28 protein-coding genes are annotated in these 26932 nt (G+C 58.7%); 12 read left to right on the forward strand and 16 right to left on the reverse strand.

Features of this window, described 5'->3' with window-relative positions:
• The coding region (locus tag CPY51_RS31875) for a formyltransferase family protein (RefSeq protein WP_338049401.1) at nucleotides 1-233 on the forward strand (233 nt) is incomplete at its 5' end.
• Between the two features lie 123 nt (nucleotides 234-356).
• On the opposite strand, the gene dhaL (CPY51_RS31880) is transcribed toward CPY51_RS31875, so the two are convergent.
• The 10 genes from dhaL (CPY51_RS31880) to CPY51_RS31925 all read right to left on the reverse strand — a co-directional run bounded on the left by dhaL (CPY51_RS31880) (nucleotide 357) and on the right by CPY51_RS31925 (nucleotide 12172).
• Nucleotides 357-1028: a dihydroxyacetone kinase subunit DhaL gene (gene dhaL, locus CPY51_RS31880; protein WP_111164370.1), complete on the reverse strand. Its 672-nt coding sequence runs from the start codon at nucleotides 1026-1028 to the stop codon at nucleotides 357-359.
• A 62-nt stretch (nucleotides 1029-1090) separates the two neighbouring features.
• Nucleotides 1091-3169, reverse strand: coding sequence for a bifunctional sugar-binding transcriptional regulator/dihydroxyacetone kinase subunit DhaK (locus CPY51_RS31885; protein ID WP_195909675.1), 2079 nt, complete (start codon nucleotides 3167-3169; stop codon nucleotides 1091-1093).
• Nucleotides 3170-3330: 161 nt separating this feature from the next.
• A complete protein-coding gene (gene dhaL, locus CPY51_RS31890) occupies nucleotides 3331-3975 on the reverse strand; it encodes a dihydroxyacetone kinase subunit DhaL (RefSeq protein ID WP_111164372.1) in 645 nt (214 codons plus the stop codon).
• A 12-nt stretch (nucleotides 3976-3987) separates the two neighbouring features.
• Nucleotides 3988-4980, reverse strand: a complete 993-nt coding sequence (locus tag CPY51_RS31895) for a dihydroxyacetone kinase subunit DhaK (RefSeq protein ID WP_111164373.1) — start codon at nucleotides 4978-4980, stop codon at nucleotides 3988-3990.
• A gap of 32 nt (nucleotides 4981-5012) precedes the next feature.
• A complete protein-coding gene (locus CPY51_RS31900; protein WP_111164374.1) occupies nucleotides 5013-5786 on the reverse strand; it encodes an SDR family oxidoreductase in 774 nt (257 codons plus the stop codon).
• Nucleotides 5787-5849: 63 nt separating this feature from the next.
• Nucleotides 5850-6836: a substrate-binding domain-containing protein gene (locus CPY51_RS31905; RefSeq protein ID WP_111164375.1), complete on the reverse strand. Its 987-nt coding sequence runs from the start codon at nucleotides 6834-6836 to the stop codon at nucleotides 5850-5852.
• A gap of 84 nt (nucleotides 6837-6920) precedes the next feature.
• Nucleotides 6921-7925, reverse strand: coding sequence for an ABC transporter permease (locus tag CPY51_RS31910; protein ID WP_111164376.1), 1005 nt, complete (start codon nucleotides 7923-7925; stop codon nucleotides 6921-6923).
• A gap of 55 nt (nucleotides 7926-7980) precedes the next feature.
• Nucleotides 7981-9459, reverse strand: coding sequence for a sugar ABC transporter ATP-binding protein (locus tag CPY51_RS31915; RefSeq protein WP_111164377.1), 1479 nt, complete (start codon nucleotides 9457-9459; stop codon nucleotides 7981-7983).
• A 362-nt stretch (nucleotides 9460-9821) separates the two neighbouring features.
• Nucleotides 9822-11117, reverse strand: coding sequence for an aspartate aminotransferase family protein (locus tag CPY51_RS31920; RefSeq protein ID WP_111164378.1), 1296 nt, complete (start codon nucleotides 11115-11117; stop codon nucleotides 9822-9824).
• Nucleotides 11114-12172 carry a phosphotransferase gene (locus CPY51_RS31925; RefSeq protein ID WP_195909676.1) on the reverse strand — a complete coding sequence of 353 codons (1059 nt, stop codon included), beginning with the start codon at nucleotides 12170-12172 and terminating at the stop codon, nucleotides 11114-11116. The genes CPY51_RS31920 and CPY51_RS31925 overlap by 4 nt, the downstream gene beginning before the upstream one ends.
• Nucleotides 12173-12278: 106 nt before the next feature.
• On the opposite strand from CPY51_RS31925, the gene CPY51_RS31930 reads away from it, so the two are divergent.
• Nucleotides 12279-13496: an ROK family transcriptional regulator gene (locus tag CPY51_RS31930; RefSeq protein ID WP_111164416.1), complete on the forward strand. Its 1218-nt coding sequence runs from the start codon at nucleotides 12279-12281 to the stop codon at nucleotides 13494-13496.
• Nucleotides 13497-13498: 2 nt separating this feature from the next.
• Here the strand turns inward: CPY51_RS31930 and CPY51_RS31935 are convergent, their stop codons facing one another.
• Nucleotides 13499-14524, reverse strand: coding sequence for an SIS domain-containing protein (locus CPY51_RS31935; RefSeq protein WP_111164380.1), 1026 nt, complete (start codon nucleotides 14522-14524; stop codon nucleotides 13499-13501).
• Between the two features lie 29 nt (nucleotides 14525-14553).
• Nucleotides 14554-15444, reverse strand: coding sequence for a BadF/BadG/BcrA/BcrD ATPase family protein (locus tag CPY51_RS31940; protein ID WP_244598854.1), 891 nt, complete (start codon nucleotides 15442-15444; stop codon nucleotides 14554-14556).
• Nucleotides 15445-15583: 139 nt separating this feature from the next.
• Here CPY51_RS31940 and CPY51_RS31945 point away from each other — a divergent pair, with 139 nt between their 5' ends.
• The 5 genes from CPY51_RS31945 to CPY51_RS31965 are packed head-to-tail and all read left to right on the forward strand — an operon-like array spanning nucleotide 15584 to nucleotide 20516.
• Nucleotides 15584-16834 (forward strand): extracellular solute-binding protein, encoded by a 1251-nt coding sequence (locus tag CPY51_RS31945; RefSeq protein WP_111164382.1) that lies wholly within the window; start codon nucleotides 15584-15586, stop codon nucleotides 16832-16834.
• 1 nt (nucleotide 16835) lies between these two features.
• Nucleotides 16836-17771 carry a carbohydrate ABC transporter permease gene (locus CPY51_RS31950; protein ID WP_111164383.1) on the forward strand — a complete coding sequence of 312 codons (936 nt, stop codon included), beginning with the start codon at nucleotides 16836-16838 and terminating at the stop codon, nucleotides 17769-17771.
• Between the two features lie 45 nt (nucleotides 17772-17816).
• Nucleotides 17817-18647: a carbohydrate ABC transporter permease gene (locus tag CPY51_RS31955; RefSeq protein ID WP_111164384.1), complete on the forward strand. Its 831-nt coding sequence runs from the start codon at nucleotides 17817-17819 to the stop codon at nucleotides 18645-18647.
• 39 nt (nucleotides 18648-18686) lie between these two features.
• A complete protein-coding gene (locus CPY51_RS31960; RefSeq protein WP_111164385.1) occupies nucleotides 18687-19739 on the forward strand; it encodes an ABC transporter ATP-binding protein in 1053 nt (350 codons plus the stop codon).
• Between the two features lie 9 nt (nucleotides 19740-19748).
• Nucleotides 19749-20516: an SDR family NAD(P)-dependent oxidoreductase gene (locus tag CPY51_RS31965; protein WP_111164386.1), complete on the forward strand. Its 768-nt coding sequence runs from the start codon at nucleotides 19749-19751 to the stop codon at nucleotides 20514-20516.
• 31 nt (nucleotides 20517-20547) lie between these two features.
• Here the strand turns inward: CPY51_RS31965 and CPY51_RS31970 are convergent, their stop codons facing one another.
• Together CPY51_RS31970 and CPY51_RS31975 are read right to left on the reverse strand one after the other, a co-directional pair.
• Nucleotides 20548-20790 (reverse strand): DUF982 domain-containing protein, encoded by a 243-nt coding sequence (locus CPY51_RS31970; RefSeq protein WP_111164387.1) that lies wholly within the window; start codon nucleotides 20788-20790, stop codon nucleotides 20548-20550.
• 244 nt (nucleotides 20791-21034) lie between these two features.
• On the reverse strand, nucleotides 21035-21244 hold the full coding sequence (locus CPY51_RS31975; RefSeq protein WP_111164388.1) for a cold-shock protein: 210 nt from the start codon (nucleotides 21242-21244) through the stop codon (nucleotides 21035-21037).
• 409 nt (nucleotides 21245-21653) lie between these two features.
• Between CPY51_RS31975 and CPY51_RS31980 the strand changes: the two genes are divergently transcribed.
• The 3 genes from CPY51_RS31980 (at nucleotide 21654) to CPY51_RS31990 (ending at nucleotide 23624) form a co-directional block, all read left to right on the forward strand.
• On the forward strand, nucleotides 21654-22391 hold the full coding sequence (locus tag CPY51_RS31980) for a GNAT family N-acetyltransferase (RefSeq protein WP_111164389.1): 738 nt from the start codon (nucleotides 21654-21656) through the stop codon (nucleotides 22389-22391).
• A 561-nt stretch (nucleotides 22392-22952) separates the two neighbouring features.
• Complete coding sequence (locus CPY51_RS31985) at nucleotides 22953-23222, forward strand: cyclase (protein WP_111164390.1); 270 nt, start codon at nucleotides 22953-22955, stop codon at nucleotides 23220-23222.
• Nucleotides 23223-23414: 192 nt separating this feature from the next.
• A complete protein-coding gene (locus tag CPY51_RS31990) occupies nucleotides 23415-23624 on the forward strand; it encodes a TOBE domain-containing protein (protein ID WP_111164391.1) in 210 nt (69 codons plus the stop codon).
• Nucleotides 23625-23630: 6 nt separating this feature from the next.
• On the opposite strand, the gene tsaA is transcribed toward CPY51_RS31990, so the two are convergent.
• On the reverse strand, nucleotides 23631-24155 hold the full coding sequence (gene tsaA, locus CPY51_RS31995; protein WP_111164392.1) for a tRNA (N6-threonylcarbamoyladenosine(37)-N6)-methyltransferase TrmO: 525 nt from the start codon (nucleotides 24153-24155) through the stop codon (nucleotides 23631-23633).
• A 205-nt stretch (nucleotides 24156-24360) separates the two neighbouring features.
• Between tsaA and CPY51_RS32000 the strand changes: the two genes are divergently transcribed.
• Both CPY51_RS32000 and CPY51_RS32005 read left to right on the forward strand, forming a co-directional pair.
• Nucleotides 24361-24855 (forward strand): GAF domain-containing protein, encoded by a 495-nt coding sequence (locus tag CPY51_RS32000; protein ID WP_111164393.1) that lies wholly within the window; start codon nucleotides 24361-24363, stop codon nucleotides 24853-24855.
• Nucleotides 24856-24895: 40 nt separating this feature from the next.
• Nucleotides 24896-25324 carry a DUF6314 family protein gene (locus CPY51_RS32005; protein WP_111164394.1) on the forward strand — a complete coding sequence of 143 codons (429 nt, stop codon included), beginning with the start codon at nucleotides 24896-24898 and terminating at the stop codon, nucleotides 25322-25324.
• 208 nt (nucleotides 25325-25532) lie between these two features.
• On the opposite strand, the gene CPY51_RS32010 is transcribed toward CPY51_RS32005, so the two are convergent.
• Nucleotides 25533-26813 (reverse strand): adenylate/guanylate cyclase domain-containing protein, encoded by a 1281-nt coding sequence (locus tag CPY51_RS32010; protein WP_244598855.1) that lies wholly within the window; start codon nucleotides 26811-26813, stop codon nucleotides 25533-25535.
• Between the last annotated feature and the right edge of the window lie 119 nt (nucleotides 26814-26932).

Consider the following 26932-nt stretch of genomic DNA (forward strand, 5'->3'; position numbering starts at 1 on the left):
CCCATTATGTCACCGCCGACCTCGACGAAGGCCCGATCATCGAGCAGGACACGGTGCGGGTCACCCATTCGCAAAGTGCGGAAGACTACGTCTCGATGGGCCGCGACGTCGAAAGCCAGGTGCTGGCTCGCGCCATCCACGCCCATATCCATCACCGCGTCTTCATCAACGGCAACCGCACCATCGTCTTCCCGGCCAGCCCCGGCTCCTACGCCTCAGAACGCATGGGCTGATAGGTCGGGAAACCGACTGTCGAGGAAAGTATTGCCGGACTTGGATCATTGCGCGCGTCTCGATTGAAGAATGCCACAACTGCTTCAAGACTACCGGATCGGGCCAATTGAACGCGACACGCATTAGCTTGGAAAAACTTGTTCTCGCGAGTTTTCGCTTGCGAAAGTCTTCATCATTGCGCGCAGGATGATGACTGCAGAGGCGGCACCCGGATCCATGTGCCCAAGAGATCGTTCTCCGAGCCTGGCCGCCCGTCCACGAGCCGCAACCATGGATCGTGTCGCGTTCGCGCCGGTCTCAGCGGCTTCCACGATACTGCTCCACATCTCTGAGGCTCCGGCGTCACGCGCTCTTGCGCCCATAGCGGCATCGGCAGCAGGAATCCACGCGTCCAGCATCGTCTTGTCACCAAGCTGGCCTTTTCCGCGCTGCTGGATACCGGCCGTCATTGCCTCGACGACCGCCGCCTGGTCGGCAAGCGAAAGACGTTCGTCTTTCTCCAGAGCCTGTGCGGCTCGGAGGAAAGCTGTTGCATAGAGGGGACCGGTCGAGGCACCAACGGCATTTAGGAATGCCGAAGCCGCGATCCTGAACACAGCCGATGGCAGCGTATGATCAAGATCTATTCTCGCCAGCTCGCTGGTGACGGCCATGAAGCCGAGCGACATGGTTATTCCATGATCAGCATCGCCGATCGCGCCATCCAGGGCCGTAAGGCGATCCTTCTCCTCGGTAATTTCATTGGATATCCGATTGAACATCCCGCTTAGCCTTCGCGTCGCGCTTCCAGGCATGATTATCCTCCTCGCTTGAGCGAGATGCGGTGGCTATTCGCCTTCCGCACCCCGTTTGGTTTTCAGCCGACCTTGAGAACAGGGGTGTCGCAAGGATGGTATAACAGTCCGGCCAACTCGTGATCGAGGTGCAAGATCGATATCGATGCGCCCACCATATCGAGCGAGGTGCAGTAGTGTCCGACCCAATTCGCCTCGATGGCAATGCCTTTTGCGCTAAGCCGTTGCTCCACCCTCCTGAAGAGGATGTAGAGCTCCATCAGCGGCGTCGCGCCGAACGAATTGACCAGGACAGCGACGCGGTCACCTGAAACCGGCTTCATTTCTGCAAAAATGCGATCCAATACCTTGTCTGCGATCTCATCAGCATCGATCATCGGCTCCCGAACAACGCCCGGCTCGCCGTGGATTCCCATGCCGAACTCGATGTCATCGGGGCCGATCTCAAAATTGCGCCGTCGGGTTTGAGGCATGGAACAGGGTTCGAGTGCCACCCCGACCGTGTAGGTGCGCGCGTTGGCTTTCCTGGTTGCGGCCTCGCATGCGGCAAGCGGCAAGCCGCGATCACAGGCGGCGCCCGCGATCTTGAATATGAAGAAATTGCCAGCAACGCCACGCCGTCCCTCCCGGTCTTCGAGCGGCGACGAGGCGATGTCGTCGGTTGTCAGCACCGTCCTTACGGGAATGCCTTTTGCTTCGGCCATCTCCGCCGCCATCTCGAAGTTCATGACGTCGCCGGCGTAGTTGCCGTAGACGAAAAGCACGCCCTCGCCCCCTGACGCGGCTTCGGCACATCGAAGAATTGGATCAGGCGGCGGCGAGGAAAAGATGTTGCCGATGGCCACCGCGTCGGCCAGACCCTTGCCGACATAGCCAAAAAAACCAGGCTCGTGGCCCGTTCCGCCGCCGATGACGAGACCGACTTTGCCGGGCCTGGGCCCGTCGCGGGCAACCAGGGCACGGTGGGATTTGTCGATCGGGACGATATATCTGGAATGCGCCTTCACCACGCCTTCAAGCATTTCCTCTACGACATTGTCGGGATTGTTGAGGAATTTCTTGATGTGTGTGCGGGGGACTGCCTGAGAGGGAGCCGCGTTGACCTCCATCTTTGCACGCTGCGAAAGTCGCTGGTCGATTTCCGTGACGCCGTCGGCGTTGAGAATGCCGCGCGCTGTTGCGGCATCGGTGATCAGCACGTTCACGTAGCCGCCGCGAAGTGCGGCAAGGATTGCCGGTACCTTGTCGAAGCCACCCGCCGCAGCGATCCGCAGGCCAATGTTTTTCAGCATATCAAGCGATATTCCGATCGTCCGGTCGTCGAGCGGGCCGTCGACGGGGCGCCCGTGTCCGTCGATAAAGCGACCGGAGACGACACCAACTGCGTTCTTCGCCAGATATTGCTGGAGAGACACCGACTCGAAGAACCCGCTTGTGTGGATGGTCGAATTGGGACGCAGAGACGAAATTCCGAAGAGGATCTTGTTGGCGCCGGACAGCGCCTCAAACTGGCTCTCAATTAGGGTTTCGCGCAACAGCATGTCACGGATATCGGGCGCAGAAACAATTGCGGGCGCAGAAATATTGATCAGCTTGCCGTTGACTGCGCCGGCAATGGCGGCAGCGCAGAGTTCCGGTGTATAGCCAAAGCTGGCGCGGGTACCGCCGGTCGCCTGGACGACAGTGACATCCTGCAGGCCGGGCACGGAGGCCCGCTCGCCAATCGCCAGCACGGTCCGCCCCCAAGAAACGGCGATCGTGTCGCCGGATTTGAGCAGCTTCCGAAGTGCCTGCGCACCCGCCACGCCTATTCTGTCGATCAGTGGGCGGGCATTGTCTTCGCTTGGAACAACGAGACAGTCGGCCAGGCCGAAATGGCGCTTGAGTTCCTGCGCGACGGTTAGCGAGGCGAGGCGAGCCGGCTCTATGGCAATATTGACGATACCCCTCTCCCGAGCTTCGGCGAGATAGGCGTTGACGGTGGCGCGGGAGATTCCCATCACGTCCGCTATGTCGCCCTGGGTCATGCCGTCTTCGTAGTAGAGCCAGCAAGCCCAGACATAGGGGTCGTCGCCATAGCGCAGGGGCATCAGGTCGGGCGCTTCTGACGCATTGGTTCTCTTGGATATCTTGACCGTCATGAATCTGCGATAGACCCCCATTTCTTTCGTCGGGAAGATGGAAGCAATAACATGTGTTTGCAACTCCGTTGACGAAACAAGCGGCGCGCGACCCAGCCGCAATTGGCCGGATCGCGCAGCCTTGGGAGACACCGAGGGGGCGAACTGCCCCGCCTATTCCCTTATGCCTGAAGCCGGGCGCGAGCGCCGAGCGAAAGTTCCTTGAGGATGATTGCGCATGAGGTGGCGCCTGCATCGAGCATGCCGAGCGACCGCTCGCCGAGGCGGCTCGAGCGGCCGATCTTCGCGACTAGGTTGATCGTCGAATCGCGACCCGTTTCGGCAGCACTGACAAGGATATCGAGAGCGTCGGCAAACGACTTGCCGGAAGCGATGGCAGCATCGAAGGCTTCTATTGCGGGCGCGAGCGTATCCAGCAGGGTTTTATCGCCAACCTTTGCCGCGCCGATCGATTGGATACCTTCGAGCCCGGCATGCAGCATGACGCTGAAAGTGCCGGGATCGATGGTCTCCGCCCCCTCAAGCTTCTCGGCAAACTCGGTGAACATGACACCATAGAGCGGGCCCATCGAGCCGCCAATTTCGGTCATCAGCAACGTGCCGAGTGTCTCGAAGGATTCGCCCAGCGATGCATCTTTGCCTTTCAGGCGCTCTGCCGCCATGCCGAAACCCTTGGCCATGTTCACGCCGTGGTCGCCGTCGCCGATCTTTCCGTCGATCTCGCTGAGATAGGCGCGATTCTCCACAATGCGATCGGCTATGGAAAGTACGATCGCTCCCCCTGAGCTGTTCGTGAAGGTCTGCATAGTGGTCTCTCCTCAAAGCTTTATGGTGCAAGCGGCCTCGACATCGAGGAGCGGTTTGATTTCAGCATCAAGGGCAAGAACGGTAAGTGTCGCCCCAACCATTTCCAGCGACGTGAAATAGTTGCCAACATAGGTCTTGTGAATAACGAGCCCACGCCCGACGATTTCCTTCTCGATCGTGTCGTTGAGGATGTAGAGTTCGTTGAGAGGCGTGGCGCCCAGACCGGAGACGAGGACGGCCACTTCCGTGCCAGCAGGCAGGTTGTGGTCGTCAAGTACGATCTTGCACATGTCCTTGGCGATTTCCTCTGCTGTCTTTAGTGCCTCGACGCGAACACCCGGCTCGCCGTGATGGCCGATGCCGACCTCCATGGTGCCTGGTTCGATCTGGAAGTTGGGATGACCAACGGCCGGCAAGGTGCATGGCCCCAACCCGACCCCGATCGAGCGGCAGTTGTCGATCGCCTTCTGAGCGATAGCCCGCACTTCCTCAAGACTCGCCCCTTCTGATGCCTTGGCGCTGCCGATTTTCCACATGAAGATTTCGCCGGCGACGCCGCGGCGCTTTTCCCGCTCGGCGGGCGGGGCCGAGCATACGTCGTCGTTGGCAACGACCGTTGCGACCTCGATGCCATCCTTGGCAGCCAGCTTGATCGCCATCTTCACATTCATGTTGTCGCCGGCATAGTTGCCATACAGGCAGACGACGCCCGCTCCGCCGTTTGCCTCACGAATGGCGTCGTGAAAGCTCTTGGCGGTCGGAGAAGAAAAGAGCTCGCCGACGGCAACCGCGTCGAGCATGTTTTTGCCGGTGTAGCCCATAAAGCCAGGTTCGTGACCCGAGCCGCCTCCGGTTACGACGCCGACCTTACCGGCAATGGGGGCGTTCTTCGCGACAATGACGCGTGGATTTTGTGCAAGACGGAGAATATCGGCATGAGCCTTGACGAAGCCCCTGACCGTATCTTCGACGACTTGATCGGGGTTATTGATAAACCGCTGCATAGTGTCTCCTTGAAATGTCCGGGCGTTTCAGCTCAGAGAATTGTATAGCCGCCGTCGATCAAGAGATCGGCGCCGTTGATCATGTTCGCGCCTGCCGAGACCAGGAAGACTGCGGCGGCGGCGATTTCCTCGGGATATGCAAAGCGACCGGTGGGAATGCGCTTCTTGGCGGCCTCGCCCTTCTCGCCGGCCCAGGCCTTCTTGCCGAGTTCGGTGAGCACGATGGTCGGTGAAATAGTATTGACGCAAATTCCGTATTTGCCCCACTCGGCGGCGAAAGTCTTGGACATTCCGATGACACCGAATTTCGACGCGCAGTAAGCCACATGCTCCTCGATGGCGACCGTGCCGGCCTGAGAGGCCATGTTGACGATCTTTCCCCCATTGCCGGCTGCGATCATCGCTCGTCCCGCTGCCTGCGTGACAAGAAAACTCCCCTTGAGATTGATGTTGATGGTCTTGTCCCAATCGTTGACCGAGATGCCCTCGGCCGGGGCCAGGAGCGCAACGCCGGCGCTGTTGACCGCTATATCGATCCCGCCGAAGGCCGCAAGAACGTCGGCAACTGCCTGATTGACCGACGTCGGATCAGAGACGTCGCAAACAAAGGGCTTTGCACCACCGCCGAGTGAATCGGCTTTGAGCTTGGCAATGTCTGCATTGATGTCGAGCACGGCGACTTTGGCACCCTTGGAAGCGAAGGCATCGGCAATGGCAGCGCCGATCCCGGAGGCGCCGCCGGTGATGAGCGCCACTTTGCCTGTCAGCGGGAAATTAAGGTCAATTGGGTGAGCGGTATCGGTCATGTTTTCGAACCTTGGTCTGTTGAGATCGGGGCGGCATAGACGGCCGCCCCTCTGACTTTGCTATTACTTGCGCGATTCCAGAAGCTGATCGGCATTCTGCGGGGTGACCGGGGTCCAGGGAACAAGATAGTCCTTCACAACACCATCGTCCCACTTCATGGACGGATATTGCTTCCAGATTGCAGATTCGGGCTGATAGTCTTTCTTCGCCGCCTTAATCGCGACATCCAAGGCGCCCTGTGCCTGTGCATTCGCATCCTGCAGGATGGAGGCCATCTGGCCGCCCTTTACGGCGTTGATGGCGTCGGTCACGCCATCGACGCCTGCAATCGCGAAGTCACCGACCTTGAGGTTGGCCGCCTTGATTGCTTCGATCGCGCCGAGCGCCATTTCGTCGTTCTGGCCGATAACGCCGTTGATCTGGCCTGGATGGGAGGTCAGCCAGTTTTCCATCAGCGTCTGTGCTTCTGCGCGCGACCAGTTCGCGGTTTGCTTTTCGAGAACCTTCACATCCGGGCATGCCTTGAGCGCCTTTTCGTTGCCTTCGAGGCGCTGGATCTGTCCCGACTGGCCAATTGGGCCTTCGAGGATCACGAGGTTGCCCTTGCAACCCATCTTGTCGAGCACGGCCTTGCCTTCGAGCTCGCCTGCTTCGACGTCGTTCGAGCCTACATAGGACGTCAGCAGGTCCGAGTTGACACGTGCATTCGAGCCAACAACGGGGATGCCTGCGTCATGAGCTGCCTGAACAGCAGCGGCGCCGGCCTCGACGTCCATCGGCACGAAGATGATGGCATCGAACTTCTGTGTGATCATCGTATTGAACTGTTCCTGCTGAACGAGGGCATCGTAGCGCCCGTCGAATACAGTCAACTCGACTTCGCCGCTCTTGACAGCAGGATGTTGCTTCAGTGCCGCCGACCAAAGCTGCATGAATTCAGCGTTCAGTCCGTAGGTGGTGGCGCCGATTTTCAGTTTCTTGTCTTGAGCCATGGCCGGGGATGCCAGGATTGCTGCACTTGCGATCAGGCTTATCAGCAGTTTCTTCATTTCTTTCTCCTCCATAGAGAATTCCGGCCGCCGTCGTGGCGCACCGTTCGGTGACGGGTGCAGGGTGCAGCCCGAATGACGTGGTCAAAGACCTTGATTCCGCTTCTGGTCCAGCATCACCGCGCCAACGATCAGTGCGCCCTTGAGGACCTGCTGGTAGTAGGATTCGATCCCTAGAAGATCGAGGCCGTTGTTCATGACGCCGATGATCAGGGCGCCGATGAGTGTGCCAGTGACCCGGCCGACACCGCCCGAAAGGCTGGTCCCACCGATGACTACCGCGGCGATTGCATCCAGTTCGTAGGCGATGCCGGCCTGCGGCAAGGCAGAACCGGTGCGGGCCGACAGCATCATTCCTGCGAGGCCTGCCAGCGCTCCGGAGATCGTGTAGACGACGAAACGGATCTGAGTGACGTTGATGCCGGACGTTTTCGCCGCATGCGGATTTCCGCCAACTGCATAGATGTAGCGGCCGAAGCGTGTTCTGTTCAGGATCCACCATGACACGATGAAGACGATGGCGAGCAGGACGACCGGCATCGGTATGCCAAGGACATTGCCTGTGCCGATCCAGCGAAATTCAGGCGTCAAGGCGGGAACCGGTTTGCCGCCACCATAAATGAGGGTCATGCCGCGTGCCGCCGACAGCATGCCGAGTGTGGCGACAAAGGCCGGAACAGCAAACCGCGATACGATGATCCCGACAATGGTGCCGCATGCCACCCCGACGAGAATGCCCACGGCAAGGGCGATGTAGAAGGGATAGGGCGCCCCCACCACGCCGGCGGTCGCAGAGGTGGTCGCCAGGCTGGCGCTGACGATGCCGGTGAGTGCTACGACAGAACCCACGGATAGATCGATGCCACGCGTGAGGATGACGAAGGTCATCCCGATTGCCAGGACACCGTTGATCGAGGTCTGCAGCAGAACGTTCGATATATTCCCGGGTGTCAAAAAGTATTCATTCGAGATCGACAGTATGAAGGACAACAGGAGAAAGGCGAGGAAGATGCCGTATTCCTGGACCAGTAATCTGCGACGGTCGGAATTGAGCCATCCGGTTGTTGTCTTGTTTTCTAAGAGAGCCACTTTTTATTACCTCTTGCCGAGCCGGTCGGATATCTGGGCAGTCGTGGGGAAGTCGTTACGTCGACAGATGGACGAGCGCCTCGGCGTCCGTTTCGTCTCGCCTGTAGATCCCGGCGGACCGCCCGTTCCGCATCACAAGGATTCGGTCAGACATTCCAAGCACTTCGTCGATTTCCGATGAGATCATGATGACTGTGCCGCCTTCTGCCGCGAAGTCGCAGATGATGCGGTAGATTTCGCGCTTGGCGCCGACATCGACGCCTCGGGTCGGCTCGTCCAGCAGGAGAACTTTCGGGTTTCGCAGAAACCATTTCCCAAGCACCACTTTTTGTTGATTGCCGCCCGACAGCCCCGACACCGACATGGTGTCGCGCGCTGCCTTTATGTCGAAGCGCGCAATCATTCGGCTGCCGGCGGCCTGCTCATCGCGCCTCTGCATCGTAAAGCCGGGGCTCATTTCAGGCAGACTGGCCAGCACGATGTTGCCTCGCACGCTGTCGCTCAGATTGAGGCCGGTCAATTTGCGGTCTTCTGTGACGAAGGCGATGCCGTGCTGCATGGCCTCGGCCGGCTTGGAAACCGTAATGGTCTCGCCGTGAAGCTGCAGGGTGCCTTTCTCGGCCTTGTCCAGCCCGAAGAGGCAATTGAATATCTCGGTTCTCCCCGAGCCCATGAGCCCGTAAATCCCGAAAATCTCGCCCTTCCTGGCCGCGAAGGAAATGTCTTCGATCTTGCCAGCGGCGCTCAATCCGGTCACTTCGAAGCCGGTTACCTCTGTCGGCACGTTGGTCTTGATGTATTCCTCGCCAAGCTCGCGGCCGACGATCATGCGGATAAGGCTCGGCCGATCGATCTCATCAAGGTTGCCGCTGCCCACGTAGGCGCCGTCGCGGAATACCGTATAGGCGTCGGCAATCTGAAAGATCTCGGAGAGCCGATGCGAGACATAGACGACACCCTTGCCCGCGGCCTTCAGGCGGACAATCGTCCTGAAAAGCTGCTGTGCTTCCTTCTCGCCGATGGCCGAGGTCGGCTCGTCCATAAAGATGACCTCGGCATCGTGGCTTAACGCCTTGGCGATTTCCACCAACTGCATCTGCGCGACCGACAGGTTCATCATGTATTGGTTGGCGCGAATCTTGAATTCGAGTTGATCAAGAAGTCGCTGGGCGTTCTGGTTCATCGTCTTGAAATCGATGCCGCCAAACCGTCCCGAAGGTTCGCGACCGAGGTAGATGTTCTCCGCGACCGTCATATGCGGGACGGGGCTCAGCTCCTGCTCGATGATGGCAATGCCAGATGCCAGGGCCTCCGAAGGACTGGAGTAGTCGACTTCCTTGCCGGCGCGCCGGATGGAACCCGCATCACGCTTGTGAATTCCCATGAGGATTTTCAGAAATGTCGATTTGCCGGCGCCGTTTCCGCCGCAAAGTGCGTGAACGGAGCCCGCCTTGAGCTGGAAGCGGCCGTCTCGGAGCGCCGCGACGCCGCCAAACGACTTCTTCAGCCCCTCAACATCGAGCAAATATTCCACGAAATCCTCCTCCCGGCACTCGGCTGCCCAGGCGATGGGAAGCCGACAGCGGCGTGGCTGTTCTCCGCAGCCCGTATCGCTGGTTACAATAGTCAATTAGTGATCGACAAATGTCAAGTCTCTAGTGAATATCAATAGAGGCATGCGATATCAATTCAAATTACCAAATGAAACCAGCAGCTTATTGGGTGTTCGCCCAATGGTTTGCGCCAGTTCGAATTTTTTGAGAATGCTTAAATGATGACTGCAACAGGCGCTGACAGCACCCGGAAACGCCTCTTGCGGGGAGGGGGCGCAATGGTGCCGGACCGCATGACTTTAACCGTCACGGCTCTCATGGGCGCGTTACCTTCCGATCATCTCTAGTCACCCAGAGTGGCTTTGAACGCCTCCAGAAACAGATCGGCGTTCTCGTTCGAAAAAATGAGCGGTGGGCGGATTTTGAGGACATTTCCATGCTTTCCGCTCGCGCTAATGAGAACCCGCCGCTCGCGCAATCCATTGACGATGCGTGCTGCTGTCGGCGCCGATGGCCTGCCGTTTTCGACAATATCGACGCCGATGAAAAGACCCGCTCCGCGCACATTTCCTATCGGTGACCCGGGCTGCGAATATAGCTCCAGTTGGGTCCTGAGATAGGAACCCACTTGCCTGGCATTGGCGACCAACCCATCGCGAGCAATGACGTCGAGGACTGCCTGGCCTGCCGCAGCGGCAACCGGGTTTCCACCGAACGTGTTGAAATAGCGGGCGTTCCTTCCGAATTCGGCGAGAATTTCCGGACGCGCCACCAGCCCTGCCATGGGGTAGCCATTGCCCATCGGCTTGCCCACCGTTACAAGATCGGGGACGATGCCGTGACGTTCAAATCCCCACATGGCATCTCCGGTGCGCCCGAAGCCGGGCTGTACCTCGTCGGCGATAAAAAGGCCGCCGGCTTTTCGAATGGATTCGACGGCCGATTTCAGGAAGCCAACGGGCCCGGGGATTACACCGTCGCTCGAGAAGATGGTGTCGATGATCAGCAGTGCCGGTTTGATACCATGGCGTTTGAGGTCCGCGATCGCCCTGTCAACATTGCTTGCAAAATCACCTTCGACATCTGACGCGGCCGGATTCGGCGGATCGATGGTGCGAACATGAGCGCCGAGATCGACATAGGGGCCGAGCGACGGAGAGAATTCCGCCACAGTGCTGGTCACGCCATGATAGGCGTTCGAGGTGACGATGATACCGGTTCCGCCGGTGAAACTCCGAGCGATTCGAACGGCCAGATCGTTGGCTTCGCTACCTGTGCAAGTGAACATCACCTGACTGAGTTCGGCGGGAAAGGTTGCCGTCAGTGCCTCGGCATAGGTCAGAATATCTTCGTGGAGATAGCGCGTGTGCGTGTTCAGTGTTGCGGCCTGGCGCGAGATTGCATCGAGCACCGTCCTGTTGCCATGACCGATCGACGCCACATTGTTGTACGCATCGAGATAGGCCTGGCCTTCGGCGTCGTAGAGCCACACGTCTTCGCCCCGGACGAAATGTATTGGGCGTTCGTAGAACAGGCGGTAGGCGGGACCGAGCACATGCTCGCGCCGGGCGATTAGCGCCTGTTCGTCCGCGCTCAGCCGAGCGAAATCATCGGCGCCGAATGCATTTATCATGGTCATTTGAAATCTCCGATTTTCTGCCGGAAAAAGGCGCCGAGAGCCGCATCGCTATCATCGGCAAGGCGACGGAGCCCGGCAAGGGCAACGGGGTGGTTGCGAAGAATGTAGTCGCGATTTTCACGATGGAGGGTGGCGCGCCATTCGGTGATGATCACGGTCATTGCCAGGCGCGTGCGCAGTAGCGTCGGAAGGCAATCAAGCTCGAGCCGATCGAGGGGCCGAACCGCATCATAGGCGCCCAGCATCGTGATCGCGTCCTCGATGCCATTGTCTGCGCCGATCTGATAGGACAGCGCCACCGCGACGTCATTGACGAGGGGGGCTTCGACCATATCTCCGAAGTCGATGACGCCGGTGACGAGGGCGGCGTTTGCCGGCGCGACGAGGATGTTGTGTGGGTTGAAATCATTGTGGATCACCTGGCCCGGCAGGGTCGCCATCGCTCCATCCGCGAGCTCTTCGAAACCATCGAGCGCGGAAAGAACCAGTGGCTGGTGCGCCGCGTCCACATGGGAAACAAGACTGCGCAACGTCCCTGCGTTGCATATATCCCATAGAAGATTTTGCGGCGGGACATGCGGCCGGAAATCGGCGAGACCTTGGCCGAGCAGGGCAAGCGCCGTGCCTAGCGCTTGCATCTGCCCGGAAGAGCGTAGTGCTTTGTGAAGCTGCAGGCCGTCGAGAAACGTCAGCATCCTGACGATGCGCGGTTCGCCGTCGAAGGGCAGAGCGAGCAAGGCGCCTCCGTCACTTGCCGGTACGACACGCGGCAAAGGCAGCGGAATGTCTTTCCCGGCCAGATGCAGCAGGCCCTGCGTCTGAAAGTGCTGCACATCCATTCTCTCGGCGGGGTTGGCGATCTTCAAAACGTATTTCGTGCTATCTGCAGTCTCTATCAGAAAGGTTTCATCTCGCTCGCTTGAAAGGGTGGACGCCTTGCCGGCAATTCCGAAATATTCGGCCGCGATCTGTTCTACGGCGTTAAGGGATGTTTTACCGCCCTTGATGCTGAGGGCGTTCAAGCCGGATTGGTTGTTGTCGGTAGCGCTGGACATCGGGATCAAACCTTTATTGACACTGGGCCATGGACAATGATTGAAATTCAACGCCGTAGCCGCCAGCATTCAAAAACGCCTGGTGTGCTTGGCCGAAAGAGAGATGATGTCGCCTAGCCCTGTTCCTTCCCTGACAGAAAGCTCGCGTTCGGTCCTGCGCATCGTTGCCTCGTCGGGTCCGATCACGCGGCCGCGGCTGGGGGCCATCCTCAATCTGTCCAAGCCCACCATGTCGGCCGTCATGAACGAGCTCAGCGCGCTTGGCCTCGTTGCCTCTATCGGTTCGCATCAAGGAGCGATGGGCCGTTCGGCCACGGTCTATGCTCTCGGTCCGGCGGCCGGCTATGTCATCGGCATCGATGTCGGCGTGGCGCAGGTGCGGGCCGTGGCCCAGGGGCTTGACGGATCCCCGCTTGCAACCGTCGAGCTCAAGATCGCAAAGCAGCAGCGGGCGACGATCGAGGAGGTGGCAACTGTCGTCGACGATGCGGCCAATGCCGCCATTCTCGCCGTTGGCAATCGCAGCACGATCCTCCGCAGTATCGCCGTCGCCGTGCCGCGTATCGTTTCGCGACACCGTTTGGGGCAGAACAAGCGCAAGGGGCCGGAGGCCGTGCTTCAGCGCCTTCGCCAATCCGTTGATGCGCCGATCCTGCTCGAAAACAATGTCAATTGCGCTGCCTTCGGCGAGATGCACAACGGCGTCGCGCAAGGACGGGACATCTTTCTCTTCCTGCAGGTGGGTTTGCGTATCGGCCTTGGGATTGTCATCGGCGGCAGGCTGTTTCGTGGATTCAACGGAGCTGCGGGCGAGGCGGGACGCCTGCCTTTTCCATGGTCGCCAAGCGAAATTCCCGAGCGCGAAGGGCTGGAGCATTATCTTGGCTCCGATGCGCTGATGGAGCGCTGCATTGCCGGCTGGCTACAAACCGGCGACGAACCGCCTGCTACCGCGCGCGAGCTTTTCGACCGGGCGCAACAGGGGGAAAAACAGGCGCTTGTCTGGGTCAACCGCCATGCGGCGGATATAGGGCGGATGGTGGCTGGCTTCATCGGGTTTTTCGATCCTGGTCTTGTGGTTCTCGGCGGTGGCGTCGGCCAGAACCCGCTGATGTTAGAAGAGGTGCGTCATGTCGCGCGCGATCTGACCTGGGCGACCGAAATCGCGGTGAGCTCGCTCGGCACAAACGGCACTGTGCTTGGCGCAACGCGGCTTGCGGCCGACTATGCCCTTGCGGAAATTCTCGGCGAGACCCCCGACGCGACGGTCGTCTTGCCCTTTTACGAGACCGCGGACGGCGAGCCGCAGCCGTCGTTCGGCTAGAGTCAGACCTCCGTCGGAGACCAGGGCTTGAGTTTGGTGTCGGTCTGGCGGTATCGGAAGGTCGTGTTGGTGAGACCGGCTGCATCCTGCATGTCCCCGACGATCATCTGTAGCGCGACGATCTGCACGATCGCATCGGCCACCGGGTTGCCGAGGCCTGGAACTGTGACAACCGCGAGGTTTTCACGGGGTTGAACGTCTATGCGGTTGGTGATGAGTGTCGAGGGGCAGCCGAACACAGCCATATCCTCCGCTATTTTCACTTCACGAGCGTTGCCGAAAGCGATGACGCCGGCGCGGCCATCCTGCGATTCCATCGGGCCGTGCAGGTAGTTGAGGGTATCCCAGCCCGCAGCGGGTATGCGCACGGCTTCGCGGATCAACATCGCGCCTTCGCCGGCCGTCGCAAAACCGGCGCCAGCGCCGACGAGGTCGATCGAACTGCATTCTCGCAGGCTGTCTGCGGCTGCCTTTGCCGCCTGAACGGTGGACTGCAGTGTTTCGGCGACAACTGACGGTAGACGTTCCCAGCCGGCAAACGACGTCACTCCGGCGATCCGCTCGCAGAGAAGGCCGATCGCGAGAAGCATGCCGGTATAGCCGGTTGAGCTCGCGCCGTTGTCTGATCCGGAGCCGCTGGAGATCACTGCGCCGGTCAATTCCGCCAACGGGTTGTCGCTACCGCGACAGATCGCGACCTGCGGCAGATCTGACCTGAGCTTCATCACATCCCAGATTTCACGACTTTGGCCGGAGGCAGACAACGCGACAAATGCCTGCGCTGCGCTGCTGACGGCGCCATAGAGATCGGTCGGGCAATAGGGGAAGGAGGGTATGCCGAGATCTCGAAGATAGAAGGCTCCGACCATCGCCGCCTGATAGCTTGCCCCGATGCCGGCAAAGCCGACCGTCTTGCCGGCGAAGCCGGTCAGATCCAGCGGCCCAAGAGCCGTCCGCACGACTTGCAGGCCTGCGGCGAGACTTTCCGGCTGTCGAGCAACCGCGTTTCTGTAGCCAATTCGTTCCATTGCGTGTTCCTCTTGTCGAAAAATCAGGATTAATCGAGCAGGCGTTCGGCCAGCGCCAAGGCGCCATTCACGGGCGGAGCGCGCAGAAGCGTCACTTCGCTCTGGGGCGAAACAATAGACATCGCCTCGCGGAACGCTTCGAACAGCGCCGGCTGCTCGACCACGACGCCGCCGCCGATCACCACATGGCTTGCATCTGCTCCCCGGGCGATCAGGATGCCGACGAGACCGGCAAGTGCCGTCGCACCCTCGTTGACGACCTTTATTGCCAGGGGCGAATTGCGCGCGGCAGCGTCGAATACAGCTCCGGCATAGCTTCCCCAGACCGCGGCCCCGCGCACGTCGTTCAAGAGGCGGCCTATCTTCGTTGCATCATTGGTTTCGAGTTTGGCCATCAGGCCTTCGACAAGCGGATCGCCGCTTTCGCCAAGATCGATCGAGGCGCGGATAGCCCGTGCCGCCTCGCGCACCAGAGCGGCGGCGCTGCCTTCGTCGCCGAGGATCCATCCCCAGCCGCCGGCGACCAGCATGTCACCGGTCCCGGTGCGCGCCACTGCGATCGAGCCCGTGCCCGATACCACGCCAATGCCCCCGTCGAAGCCGGCAGCGGGGACGAGAAGTTCGGAATCGTTGACGACCTTCAACCGCCCCTCAAGCTTAGCGCCTAGATCGGCTTCCATCTGCCTGCAGTGCCAATCGGAATCGCAACCGTGTGCGCCGATCGCGATCGCAGCCGGTTCACCGCCGGCGACTTTCCGAACAAGGGCTGCAAGCGCCGCGGCGTCTTTCAATCGGTCCCAAGTGCGCCAATCTGCCGACGCCACGACCTTGTCGGCAACGATTTTTCCCGATTGGCTGATGAGGAAATGGGTCTTGGTTCCACCGATATCGATACCGGCAATGAGACCGCTTTGTATCATTGATTCAAATGCCTTCCGCATAGGACGATGAGCGAAGAAAAGAAAGTTAGGCAAATTTACAAACTATCTAGCCAGAACGCAAGAACTATGATTTGTTATCGATCGTGAACACGCCCTAGAGCGAAAAAAGGGGAGCGCAATGAAAGTCAAATCGATCGCAGGGCTGCTGACCGCAGCGACAATCGCCTGGGGGCTTTCGGCTCCCTTCACCTATGCAACAGACATCTCCTTCTGGACGTGGCGCCAGGAAGACAAGGCGGCTTACAACGAGCTATTCGATGTCTTCACCAAGGAGAACCCTGATGTCCACGTGAAGTTCGAGTCCTTCCCGGACGAGAATTATCCAACCATCGTTTCGACTGCTCTTGCGGGCGGCAAGGGCGGGGACGTCATCCATACCCACGCCTATGGCTGGCTCGAACAGTTCGTGAAGTCCGGCTACCTCCTGAAGCAGGACAGCTCCAACATGCCTTCGCTAGCGAACATGTCGGCGGATGCGCTGCTTGCCGGCACCTATCGCGCCGACGGGCAGGTTTACTCGCTGCCTTTCGCCTCGCAGACGCTCGGCCTATTCATTAACAAGGACGTCTTCGAAAAGGTCGGCCTCAAGGCACCGACGACATGGGACGAGTTCATTACTGTCTCCAAGGCGCTGAAGGAAAAGGGCATTATTCCGCTCGCAAACGGCCTTGGCACCAGCTGGTTCAATGAGATGTTCGTCGCCTCATTCACTGGGCCTTTCCTCGGCCAGGAGTTCGTGTCCGATCTGAAGACGGGCAAGGCGACGTTCAAGGATCCGCGCTACATCGCGGCGCTCAACAAACTCCTTGAATTGCGTGACTACATGTCGCCCGGCTATGAAGGCATCGACTACGACACGGCCGGCCAGCTCTTCGTCAGCGGTCGCGCCGCCATGCTTGCCGGCGGCAGCTTCGATATCGCCACCTACAAGGGCCAGAACCCGCAAATCAACATGGACTTCATCGCACCGCCCACCGCCAAGGCAGGCGATATCCCGCAAGCGACGAAATTCTACGACGGTGGTTACGCCGTTAATGCGGCCTCGCCCAACAAGCAGGCGGCGCTGAAGCTCGTCGCCTGGATGGGCACGAAGGAGTTCGGCGACAAGTTCACCGCGCTCCTCGGCAATATATCGCCGATCAGGGGCGTCGAGATCAAGGATCCGCTGCTTGCGGAAGTTTCGAAGCTGAACGAAACGGCCATGCCGCACATCAACGTCGTCTATTTCCGCTTCCAAAAGCCGACCGGTTCGGAATTGCTGCAGACTGACATCACCAAGATGATGTCTGGCTCGATAACGCCTGAACAGCTCGGCGAAGACCTGACCAACGGTCTTGCCAAGTGGTACAAGCCGTTCCAGGGGAAATGAGATGAACAACGACCGACGCCGCTCCACGACATTTCTGCCGCGGCGCCGGTCGTTGTGGATCTTTTTCCTGCTCCTGCCGGCATTGGTCGTGATGACGCTCTTCGTCGTCTGGCCGCTGCTTTCCGCCCTTCGGTTCGCCTTCTACGAATTCAACGGCCTCCTGCCCTCGAATTTCATCGGGCTTGAGAACTTCCGCAAGGTCCTTTTCGAAGAGCCATACAGCGACTGGACCTACAACGCCTTCTGGCACAACGTCATCGTTTTCGTTTCGCTGATGATCTTTGAAAACGGCACGGCTTTTCTGATCGCATTCGCCTTGCTGAAGGGGCTTCCGGGCCATCGGATCCACCAGGTGATCATCTTTCTGCCGGTCGTGCTTTCCTCCGTCATTGTCGGCTTTCTCTGGAAGCTGTTCCTTCATCCGCTGTTCGGCATCGTCAATGGCGCGCTTGCCCTCGTTCACATCCACGGCCCGGCATGGCTCGGAAACGAGAAGACAGCCCTTGGCAGCATCATCTTTGCCAATGTCTGGCATTGGCTGGGTTTTCCGACGCTTGTCCTGCTCGCAGGCATGCAGCGCATCTCGGCCGAGGTCATTGAGGCCGCGCGGCTCGACGGGGCAGGGGACTACGTGCTTCTGCGCCGCATCATCTGGCCGCTCATTGCGCCGAGCGTCACGATCGTCTGCATCCTGACATTCATCGGCAGCTTCAACTGGTTCGAGATACCCTACGTCATGGCCGGCCTTACCGGGTCTCCAGGTGGCTCGACCGACGTGCTCGGCCTTTATTTCTACCGCACCGCTTTCGGCAGCGTCACCAACGGCATTCAGGATTTCGGCCAGGGCAGTGCGCTGGCGGTGCTGATGTTTCTGTTCGTCGCCGGGTTTTCGTTCGTTGCGCTGCGCTTCTTGCGCAGGCGCGAAATCCAGCTTTGAGGATCCGCCCTTGCCGTCGCCTCTTTTTGAACTGCGGAACAAGAGATGAAAAATTTCGACGAATGGATCAAGAATGGCTTCATTCAGGCGCTGCTCGCACTGAACGCGCTGCTCATGCTCTACCCGCTTTTCGTGATGGTTCTTTCGTCATTCAAGACGAACGCCGAGATATTCACGTCGCCCTTCGCGCTGCCGCAGGCCTTCTCCTTCGGCAATCTGCAGAAGGTCTGGGATCAGACAAATTTCATCCGATACATGCTGAACTCGCTGGGGGTGACGGTCGCCTCCATTCTGTTGATCCTCATTTTCGGCACCATGGCCGCCTACGCGATTGCGCGCTACGAGTTCAAGCTTGGCGGGACAGTCCTGATGTTCTTCATCAGTGGCATGACGGTGCCGTTGAAGCTTGCCATCATTCCGCTTTTCATCCAGCTCGAAACGCTCCATCTCGTTGATACCTATGCCGGGCTTGTCCTCGTCTACGTTGCCATGGGCCTTCCGTCGGCAGTCTTTATCATGACGGGGTTTCTTCGCACGCTTCCCCGCGAGCTTGAGGAGTCCGCGCGTATCGATGGCGCCAGCGAGCTCTTGATCATGCTGCGCATCATGCTGCCGCTCGCGCGCCCGGCAATGGTCATTGTCGCCATCCAGAACGCAGTCCCGATCTGGAATGATTTCTTCTTCCCGCTGATCCTGATCACATCGGATAATCTGAAGACCCTGCCACAGGGTCTGACGGTTTTCATCGGCGAATTCACGACGGATTGGGGCGTGATGTTTACCGGTCTGACGCTTGCCGCCTTGCCCCTCACGCTGCTCTACATTGTGCTGTCAAAGCAGTTCATCGCGGGCATCACGCAAGGGGCCGTAAAGTGACGCCGTCGATTATTTCTCTCCCAAATCTTTGAGGTCGTCATGAGCTCCGTTCAAGTCCGCAACGTCAGCAAGAACTATGCCCAGACGAATGTCATTCGCAATGTATCTGTCGATATTCCCGATGGCGAATTCGTCATCCTTGTCGGTCCGTCAGGCTGCGGAAAATCGACGCTGTTGCGGATGATCGCGGGCCTCGAGGAGATCACCGACGGCGATATCTCGATCGGTGGCTCAGTCATCAATGATGTCGCGCCCAAATCGCGCGATATCGCCATGGTATTCCAGAATTACGCCCTCTATCCGCATATGACGATCCGCGAGAACATGGAGTTCGCGCTGACGCTGAAGAAGGTCCCGAAGCCGGAAATTGAGGCGAAGGTTATGCGCGCGGCGGAAATTCTCGGCCTTGGGGATCTGCTGTTGCGCTATCCGCGCCAGCTTTCCGGGGGCCAGCGCCAGCGGGTCGCGATGGGCCGGGCAATCGTACGCGATCCGAAGGTTTTTCTCTTCGACGAGCCGCTTTCCAATCTCGATGCAAAGCTGCGTGTTCAAATGCGCGGCGAGATCAAGGCCCTCCACCAGCGTCTCAAGACGACAACGGTTTATGTCACTCACGATCAGGTCGAGGCCATGACGATGGCTGATCGCATCGTCGTCATGCGCGCGGGTATCGTGGAACAGTCGGGTACACCACTCGACCTTTACGACAATCCGGCCAATATCTTCGTCGCGCAGTTCATTGGCTCGCCGGCAATGAACATTCTCGAAGGCGAGGTGCGCAACGGCGCCTTCGAGGCATCTGACGGAAGCCGCTTCCCGCTTCCTGCCGTCTCGCTGGCCGAAGGGCACAGGATATCCTATGGGATCCGACCGGAACATATTCGCCTCTCGGATAAAGGCGTCGCCGGAACGGTCCATCTCGTAGAGCCAACCGGCGCGACCACCGAAATCGTTGCGATCGTCGGTCGGCAGCAACTGGTCGCGCTCGCGCATGAGCGGCTTGTCGTGCAGCCCGGCCAGCAGGTCATGCTGGCGATTGACCTGTCCAAGGTGTGCCTCTTCGACGAAGCCGGCCACCGGATCACTGCATAGGATAGAACGATGAGCAACAGGAAATGCGTCATCATCACCGGCGGTGGCTCGGGTATCGGCGCAGCGACGGCAATCGCCTTCGCCAAGGCCGGCTATGACATCGTCGTCAATTATAGCAGCAACCGCGATGGCGCCGACAGCATTGTCGAGGAATGCCGTTCACTCGGAGTCGAGGCGATCAGCGCCGCCGGCGATATCGCCGACGATGCCGCATGCTTATCGATTGTAGACGCGGCCGTTCAGCGCTTTGGCCGCATCGACGCGCTTGTCAACAATGCAGGCGTGACGCGATACGCGCCTGCGCAAGATCTGGCTGCTGCGAACGCCGCTGATTTCGAGCATATCTTCAGCGTCAACGTCATCGGTACCTATCAGATGATCCGCGCAGCGGCAGGGCGTTTGAGCAAGGCCTCACTTGGCTCGATCGTCAACATCTCCTCGGATTCCGCCTTCTCGGGCTCAGGTTCGTCGCTTGCCTATGCGGCCTCGAAGGGAGCGGTGAACACGATGACCGTAGGGCTCGCCCGCTCGCTCGCACCCCACATCCGCGTCAACGCCGTCTGCCCCGGCTTTGTCGATACGACTTGGGCATTGTCCTGGCATAGCGAGGAATCCTACGAGACGTTCAAGCAAGGGCTGCTGGCTGCCGCTCCGCTCAAGACTATCCCCGACGCCGAAGACGTCGCCGACGCGATCCTGTGGCTGACCGATCGCGCGACGCGCGTTACCGGTCAATGCATGATCATAGACAGCGGCATGCATCTGTCAGAAGGATAACTTCCGGGGTTCGGGGCCGTCAGTCGCCACTTCAACGCGGCTTGAGATTGGCTTCCTGCGCGGCCTCGATGAATACCTTGCGTGCATCTTCGGAGGATTTGTTGCCGGCGATGGCGGCGCGACAGAAACGTCTGGCGGCAGCATGGCGAGGTCCGGGATCTCCCGGCCAGGGTCCATCGAGAAACTCAAGTGCGTCAATCGGGCTTTTCAGCGTGACGATCTCGCCCGGTTTTATCATCAGGTCGACCGTTTCACTCCATCGAACAGGGCGCATGGCTTTCTCCAGCAGCCCTTGGTCCGACGTCAAAGCTCGACGCGGTTCTCTCAGGCCGGATAATTGATTTCGCTAAAAGGCGCCCGCGCCTGTCACGGTTTGCGCGACCAAGTCCCGCCTACCCGGGGCGGCGAGTGATAGATCAGCAAAAAAGGCCAGGCAAATTGCCTGACCTTCCAGAGGTAGTCGTGCCAATAAACGGTGCCAGTACATCCGTGGTCACCGAAAAAGCACAAAGACCGATTTAGGCAGCCTGAAGCTGTCCAGCGGACATTTTGCCCGACTTGTTGTCGCGTTCCAATTCGTAGCCGATCTTCTGACCTTCAACGATTTCGCGCATTCCAGCGCGTTCAACAGCAGAGATGTGGACGAATACGTCCGCGTCGCCGTTGTCAGGTTGAATGAAGCCGAAGCCCTTTGTGGAATTGAACCATTTAACTGTGCCAGTGGCCATAACGAAACCCTTTCATAGCAACATTGGAGGATCGACGCGCATAGTGACGCCGAATGACGATCTCGATTTTGAAGGGGAAGTTCGTCCGGGCGCGCTGCCAAGCGCGCAATAACAAAAGCCAGTCAAGCAAATATCGATAAACCTTAAATAGGCTGTCTGCACTCCGATGTCAACTTTTGGTTCAAATTAATGAAAGGTTTCGCCGAAAAGTCGAGCAATGCGTGCGTCGCGAGATCCTGATGCTCGGTCAATATGCCGATGTGCTGTAATAAAGCAGGCTGCATGAAACGGCCATATCGTAGAACCGAGACTGCATCCCTATATCCTGAAAGCGCCCCTCCGTAACCGCAGAAGACGATAAGTCTCCACCGCACAATGCCGCGAAATCTTAAAAAACCAGGATGCAGCGATGTCTACTTTTCAACAATTCGAACAAGAAGCCGAAGTGCCGAAGGCAGATCAAATCCAACTCGACGATCCGATCCGGGCAGCGCTGACCAGCGCCCACAAAGGGCTTGCGGAAGGTGGTGCGCTTGCACAACGCTATCCGTCAGAAGTCGCGCCATTCGGCTACCTTCACGATCGCACGCCGCAAAGCTTCGAGGCGCTCCGCCGGCTTATTCCGCCTGGCGGTCATGTCGTGCTCTTCACGGTCGAAAAGGTCAGCCCGCCAGAGACACTGAGAATCCAGATGGAGTTTGAGCTGGATCAGATGGTGGCAAATTTCGTTGCTCCACCGGCGGACACTTCGCAGATCGTTACCTTGGGCCGCCAGGACGTTCCGGACATGCAGCGGCTTGTCGAAATGACGAAGCCGGGGCCGTTCTGCGCAAGAACGCACGAGCTTGGAGATTATCTCGGCATCCGGTCCGGTGGTGAACTCGTCGCGTTGGCTGGCGAGCGAATGCGGTTTGGACGGCATGTCGAGATCAGCGCCGTCTGCGTTCACCCCAATCACAGGGGTAAGCATTACGCTCAAACGCTGATAGCGACGTTATCCCAGTCGGCGTTCCACCGCGGAGAAATCCCGATGCTTCATGTAAAGACGGACAACCAATCGGCGATCGCTCTCTATAGCCAGCTTGGCTTTATCAAGCGTCGTGTTCTGCACGTGACTATTCTCGCAGACGCCACAGCGGATCAGTGACCATCAAAGTCGCGCTATGGGCAACCGTGGGCCTGAGCCCGCGGGTGCTTCAGGGTTAATGCCGAACCGAGGTCAGAAAGCTCGATCGCGGCCGCCTCGGCGGCGTGCGTTGCCGGCCGTACGCGAGGCGCTCATGCAAGGCCGCGGCAGAGTTCTCGAGTGGTTTTCACAGGAAGGTATCAACTTTGGTGCGGCTGATGCGGCGCTTGAACGAGAACCTCGATCGCCTGGTGATTGAGGATGCGGCCGGTCGATAGCGAGCAGCCTTGGGCTTGATGACTTACGATCTGAGGAAAGCAATTCGCACGCTACCAGGCGTCTTTAATGATATAGTCCGGCTGGGTTGGATCAACGGCAAGTCGAGCCGCACGCATTTGAGCCGAGTCCCTTTCACTCCCTGCTATGCTGACGAGTGAGTGTGCGTTGGATCAGTGTCGTACGGCAGCCGTATTGGCTCTGGCTTGTCGCAAGTGTTGGCCACTGCCCATCGATGGCAGGAGTTCTGATCCACTGGCAACGAACGTCAGACCGGCAATTAGAAACGCTGCAATGGAGGATGACATGACGACATTGTTCGTGAGGCATGCTGTCTCGGACTACAGGACTTGGCGGAAGGTCTACGACAGTTTTTCTGCGATCCAGAAGGCGAACGGCGTAACAGCGGAGGCGGTATATCAAGCCATCGATAACCCCAACGACGTCACCGTGACCCACGAATTCGCGACGCTGGAGGCGGCCCAGGCCTTCACTAGGTTGGAGGAGTTGGGAAAGGCGATGCAGAGTGGGGGAGTGGTCGGGACACCGACAGTCTGGTTCACGCAAAAAGTTTAACGTGCCAGGGACGATGGATATGATGCCCCTTGGAGGCCCAGTCATGGCAGTCGCGTCCCCGGACGCTATCGGCCTGCGTCTGTAACTCCGTCTCGTGGCGATTGTTCTGGTCGGCGGCTTGTGGCAATGCTGCATTGAAAGCAATCAGGCTCGGGCATATTTCAAGCAGCTGCAACGCCCAGGGGAGATCCGATGAAAATAAGTGCACGTAATCAGATCAAGGGCAAAATCGTCGAGGTGACCAAGGGTGCGACAACATCCCATGTGCGCATTGATATCGGCAACGGTGCCGTCGTTACGGCGTCGATCACCAATCAGGCTGTCGAAGAACTCGGACTCGCCGTCGGCGGATCGGCCTATGCGGTGATCAAAGCCTCCGACGTGATGGTCGCCGTCGACTGAATATTGTCAGACCTTCTGACAATAGTGAGCCGTGCCTTCGTCGCCGGTCTGGGAGTCACCCGGTTGAGGTGGCGCGATCGGCTTGAACAGGGTCCGGTCGGGCTTGATATCGATGAGCGGCGTGCCGTCGAGACAATCAAGCCCGCGCACGAGCAGCATCGCGCCCTCGATGGCTTCCAACTTGACAATCGAAGTGCCGATCGGGTTTGGCCGAACGGGAGATCGCAAGGAGAAGGTGCCGTGCACCGTACCGTTGCTAGCAGGGCTTTGCAGCACCAGATCACCACGCGAGCGATCGAGCCAATAGAGAATTTCCAGCTGCTCGAGGGCCTCGACGCCTCTCAACGCCAATGCCCACGGCTCGAAAATCTCTATTCTGCAGATCGGACCGTCGTGCCGACCTTGACGTGGCGTCTGCAAGCGTGATGTCCAGGGCGTCGAGATGCGGCCGATGAAAACGAGGCCGGCATCCGTTGTTGGCGGTGGCTCGATGGCGACCTCATTTTTTCGGATTTCATTTTCACGGACCATCGCTTCCCCCTCTATTCTTGAGCGCAGAGGCGAGCGAACTTACCTTGGATCGCACCACACACCTCTTTGGTATCATACAGCTGATTCATAGGCCTGGGAGTCTGCAGGTCTTATCGTGCGGACGGCCACGTTGTTGATCGCAGTTAACACCGTCGGCATCTCATGCTATCGGGACGGTGCGACTGCAATACCGAAGGAGACGAGCATGTTCGAGGCTAAGGCGATCACTGGCAGCAAGCCGGAGTTCTATCATGAGCTCGGCTCCCAACTGCACGCGCTCCTGTCAGGAGAAAGCGATCCGGTGGCGAATGCAGCCAACACATCGGCGCTGATTTTTCAGATGCTGCCGGATCTCAATTGGGCAGGCTTCTATTTCCTTCACACGGAAGACGAGCTTCTGCTGGGCCCGTTTCAGGGCAAGCCCGCCTGTGTCCGCATAGCGGTGGGGTGCGGTGTTTGCGGAGCGGCGGTCGAAAAAGCCCAATCAATCGTCGTGGAAGATGTCCATGCGTTTCCGGGTCACATCGCTTGTGACGCAGCATCGCGTTCCGAGCTGGTCGTGCCGCTGTTTCGCGATGGCCAAGTGTTCGGCGTCATCGATCTCGACAGTCCATCCCCTGGCAGGTTCGATGCGGCGGATCGGGAAGGCATCGAGGCGCTCGCAGCCACATATGTCTCGGCCTCCTCCTGGGATGACTGAGCATCATTTCGCGCAACATGCTCCGTCATTGGCAGCTGCCATGTCCAGTGACTTGGCGAGCCCGAAAATTCTGATCGGGAGCTGGTCGGTTCGCCGGAAGGTTATTGACTATCGCGGCGGCGGTGCGTTGACCTTCATTGGCAATGCCATCATCACCGAGCATGCATTCGAAGAGCATGGCCAGTTTCAGGTGGCAGGCAACCGGCTCGACTCTCGCCGACACTACAGGCTGAACATGGAAGACGATTTCGCCTCCGTTCTCTTTCCGGATGGTTCGCATTTCGTCCGTCTCACCTGCCAACCATCCCAGAGCGTCTCGCATTCTTGCGGCGATGACAGCTACCATGGGCGATTTATCGTCCGTGGCCCGGATCAATGGGCGGAAATCTGGTCTGTCGCCGGCCCGAGAAAACGATATCGGAGCATCACGCTCTACCGCCGATACACCCCCTCTACCGCAGTCGGGTGACCGCGCAACCTGTCACAGCAAACATTAGTCGTCGCCTTTCGGCACGTCTTCGATCGACAGGTATGCGCTTCGAGGGCGGTCGGTGAAGATGTTGATGCCTTCTTTCCCCTTTCTAGGACGTCGAAAGGTGGGGCCTAGGGACGTGTCGGCAGCGTGACTTCATTGTGCGTCCTCGCTGTGCGCAACAAGACATTCTGGTCGGACGCGTTCACATATCTGGCTCCCGTCGGGAATCTGCCGATAGTCCGTATACATCGGCAGCTGCGGTGACGCCTCGCAGAGTGAACGTCCCTACTCTTTCGAATTCGGTCTCAAAGTGGTCGGCGAAGCTCGCTGAAACCAAAAGATTTCGCCCTACCTCGTCGCACAATCTCTCGATCCGGGCTGCTTCGTTGACGGCCTTTCCAATGGCTGTGAAATCGAGGCGTCGAGACGACCCGACGTTTCCGTAGAAGATTTCACCCACGTGTAAAACGATATCGACTAAGATCTCCGGGTCGCCTGCTGCCAATCGCTTCCGATTGAGATCATCATTAGCCGCATGTGCAATTTTCGCCGCTGCCAGGGCCTTTCGGCACGCGGTTGCCGGCATATCGATGTCAGCCGGGAAAATTGCAAGCACGCTGTCTCCCATAAACTTCAAGATCTCGCCGCCATTTGCTTCGACTGCACCACCAATTGCCTCGAAATGCTCGTTGAGCCACGCCACGATCCGGCTCGCCTCATAAGCCTCGCTCAATGACGTAAAATTCTTGAGATCGGCAAGGAGAATTGCCGCGTAAATCGCAGTGCCTTCGCCGCGCGCGGTCTGCCCGCTCAATATCCTTCCGCTCGTCCGCGGACCTGTGTAGACGGCCAGCATTTCTGTGGAGATCCTGGTCGCAGCAATGCGGTAACATGCAAGAGCCAACGCGGGCAAAAACGTATCCAGGTCGTCGATCTGTTCTTCTGAAAGCCCCAGAGGGCCGTCAACCGCCATCGAAAAACCCACGCCCTTCAAGACTGTCTCGCCGGGAAACGAAGTTAATTTCAGTGCGTACTCGGTTGCGCCTTGCTCCAGCAATTCGGAAAGAAGCGGATAGGAGTGCGTACCTTCGCCCGCTGACAGCTTCCACCGGGCAAACAGGAGGTCGTTCGAAAGCAAATGGAAAATGGGAGACCGTTCGAACAACTCCTGTCCAGCGCTTCCGTGAGCTTGTATTTCGGTTGAAACACCTTCGATTGATGACCACGACACAGAGAACCCGCGTTGTGCAGGATCGATGGTGGGCATTAAAATCGACGTGCGTAAAAGCGGATAGCCGAGTTCCACTAGCCGTTTGCTCACGCCGAGGAGGATTTCTTCGATGCTGTTGCTACAAATGCCCTTGTCGATGATCCAATCGACTAGCTCGTGAAGCTCCTTCATTACCAACCCTTCATCTGTGTGGATGCTGTCCGATTGATAGGGGGCGGCGCTCTCGTCGGCAAGCGAGTGCACGTGCATCATCGATCAGCAGTGGTCTTTCACCAGGTTCGTTTCGAACGACCCGACGTGACGGGAAGACATCGATGACCACCGCATTGGCGTCTCCCGGCGGGCAAACTAGGCGGTCAGCAATACGAAGG

Origin of the sequence: Arminella tubonensis, assembly GCF_003240585.1 — a bacterium.
Taxonomy (GTDB): Bacteria; Pseudomonadota; Alphaproteobacteria; order Rhizobiales; family Rhizobiaceae; genus Rhizobium; species Rhizobium tubonense.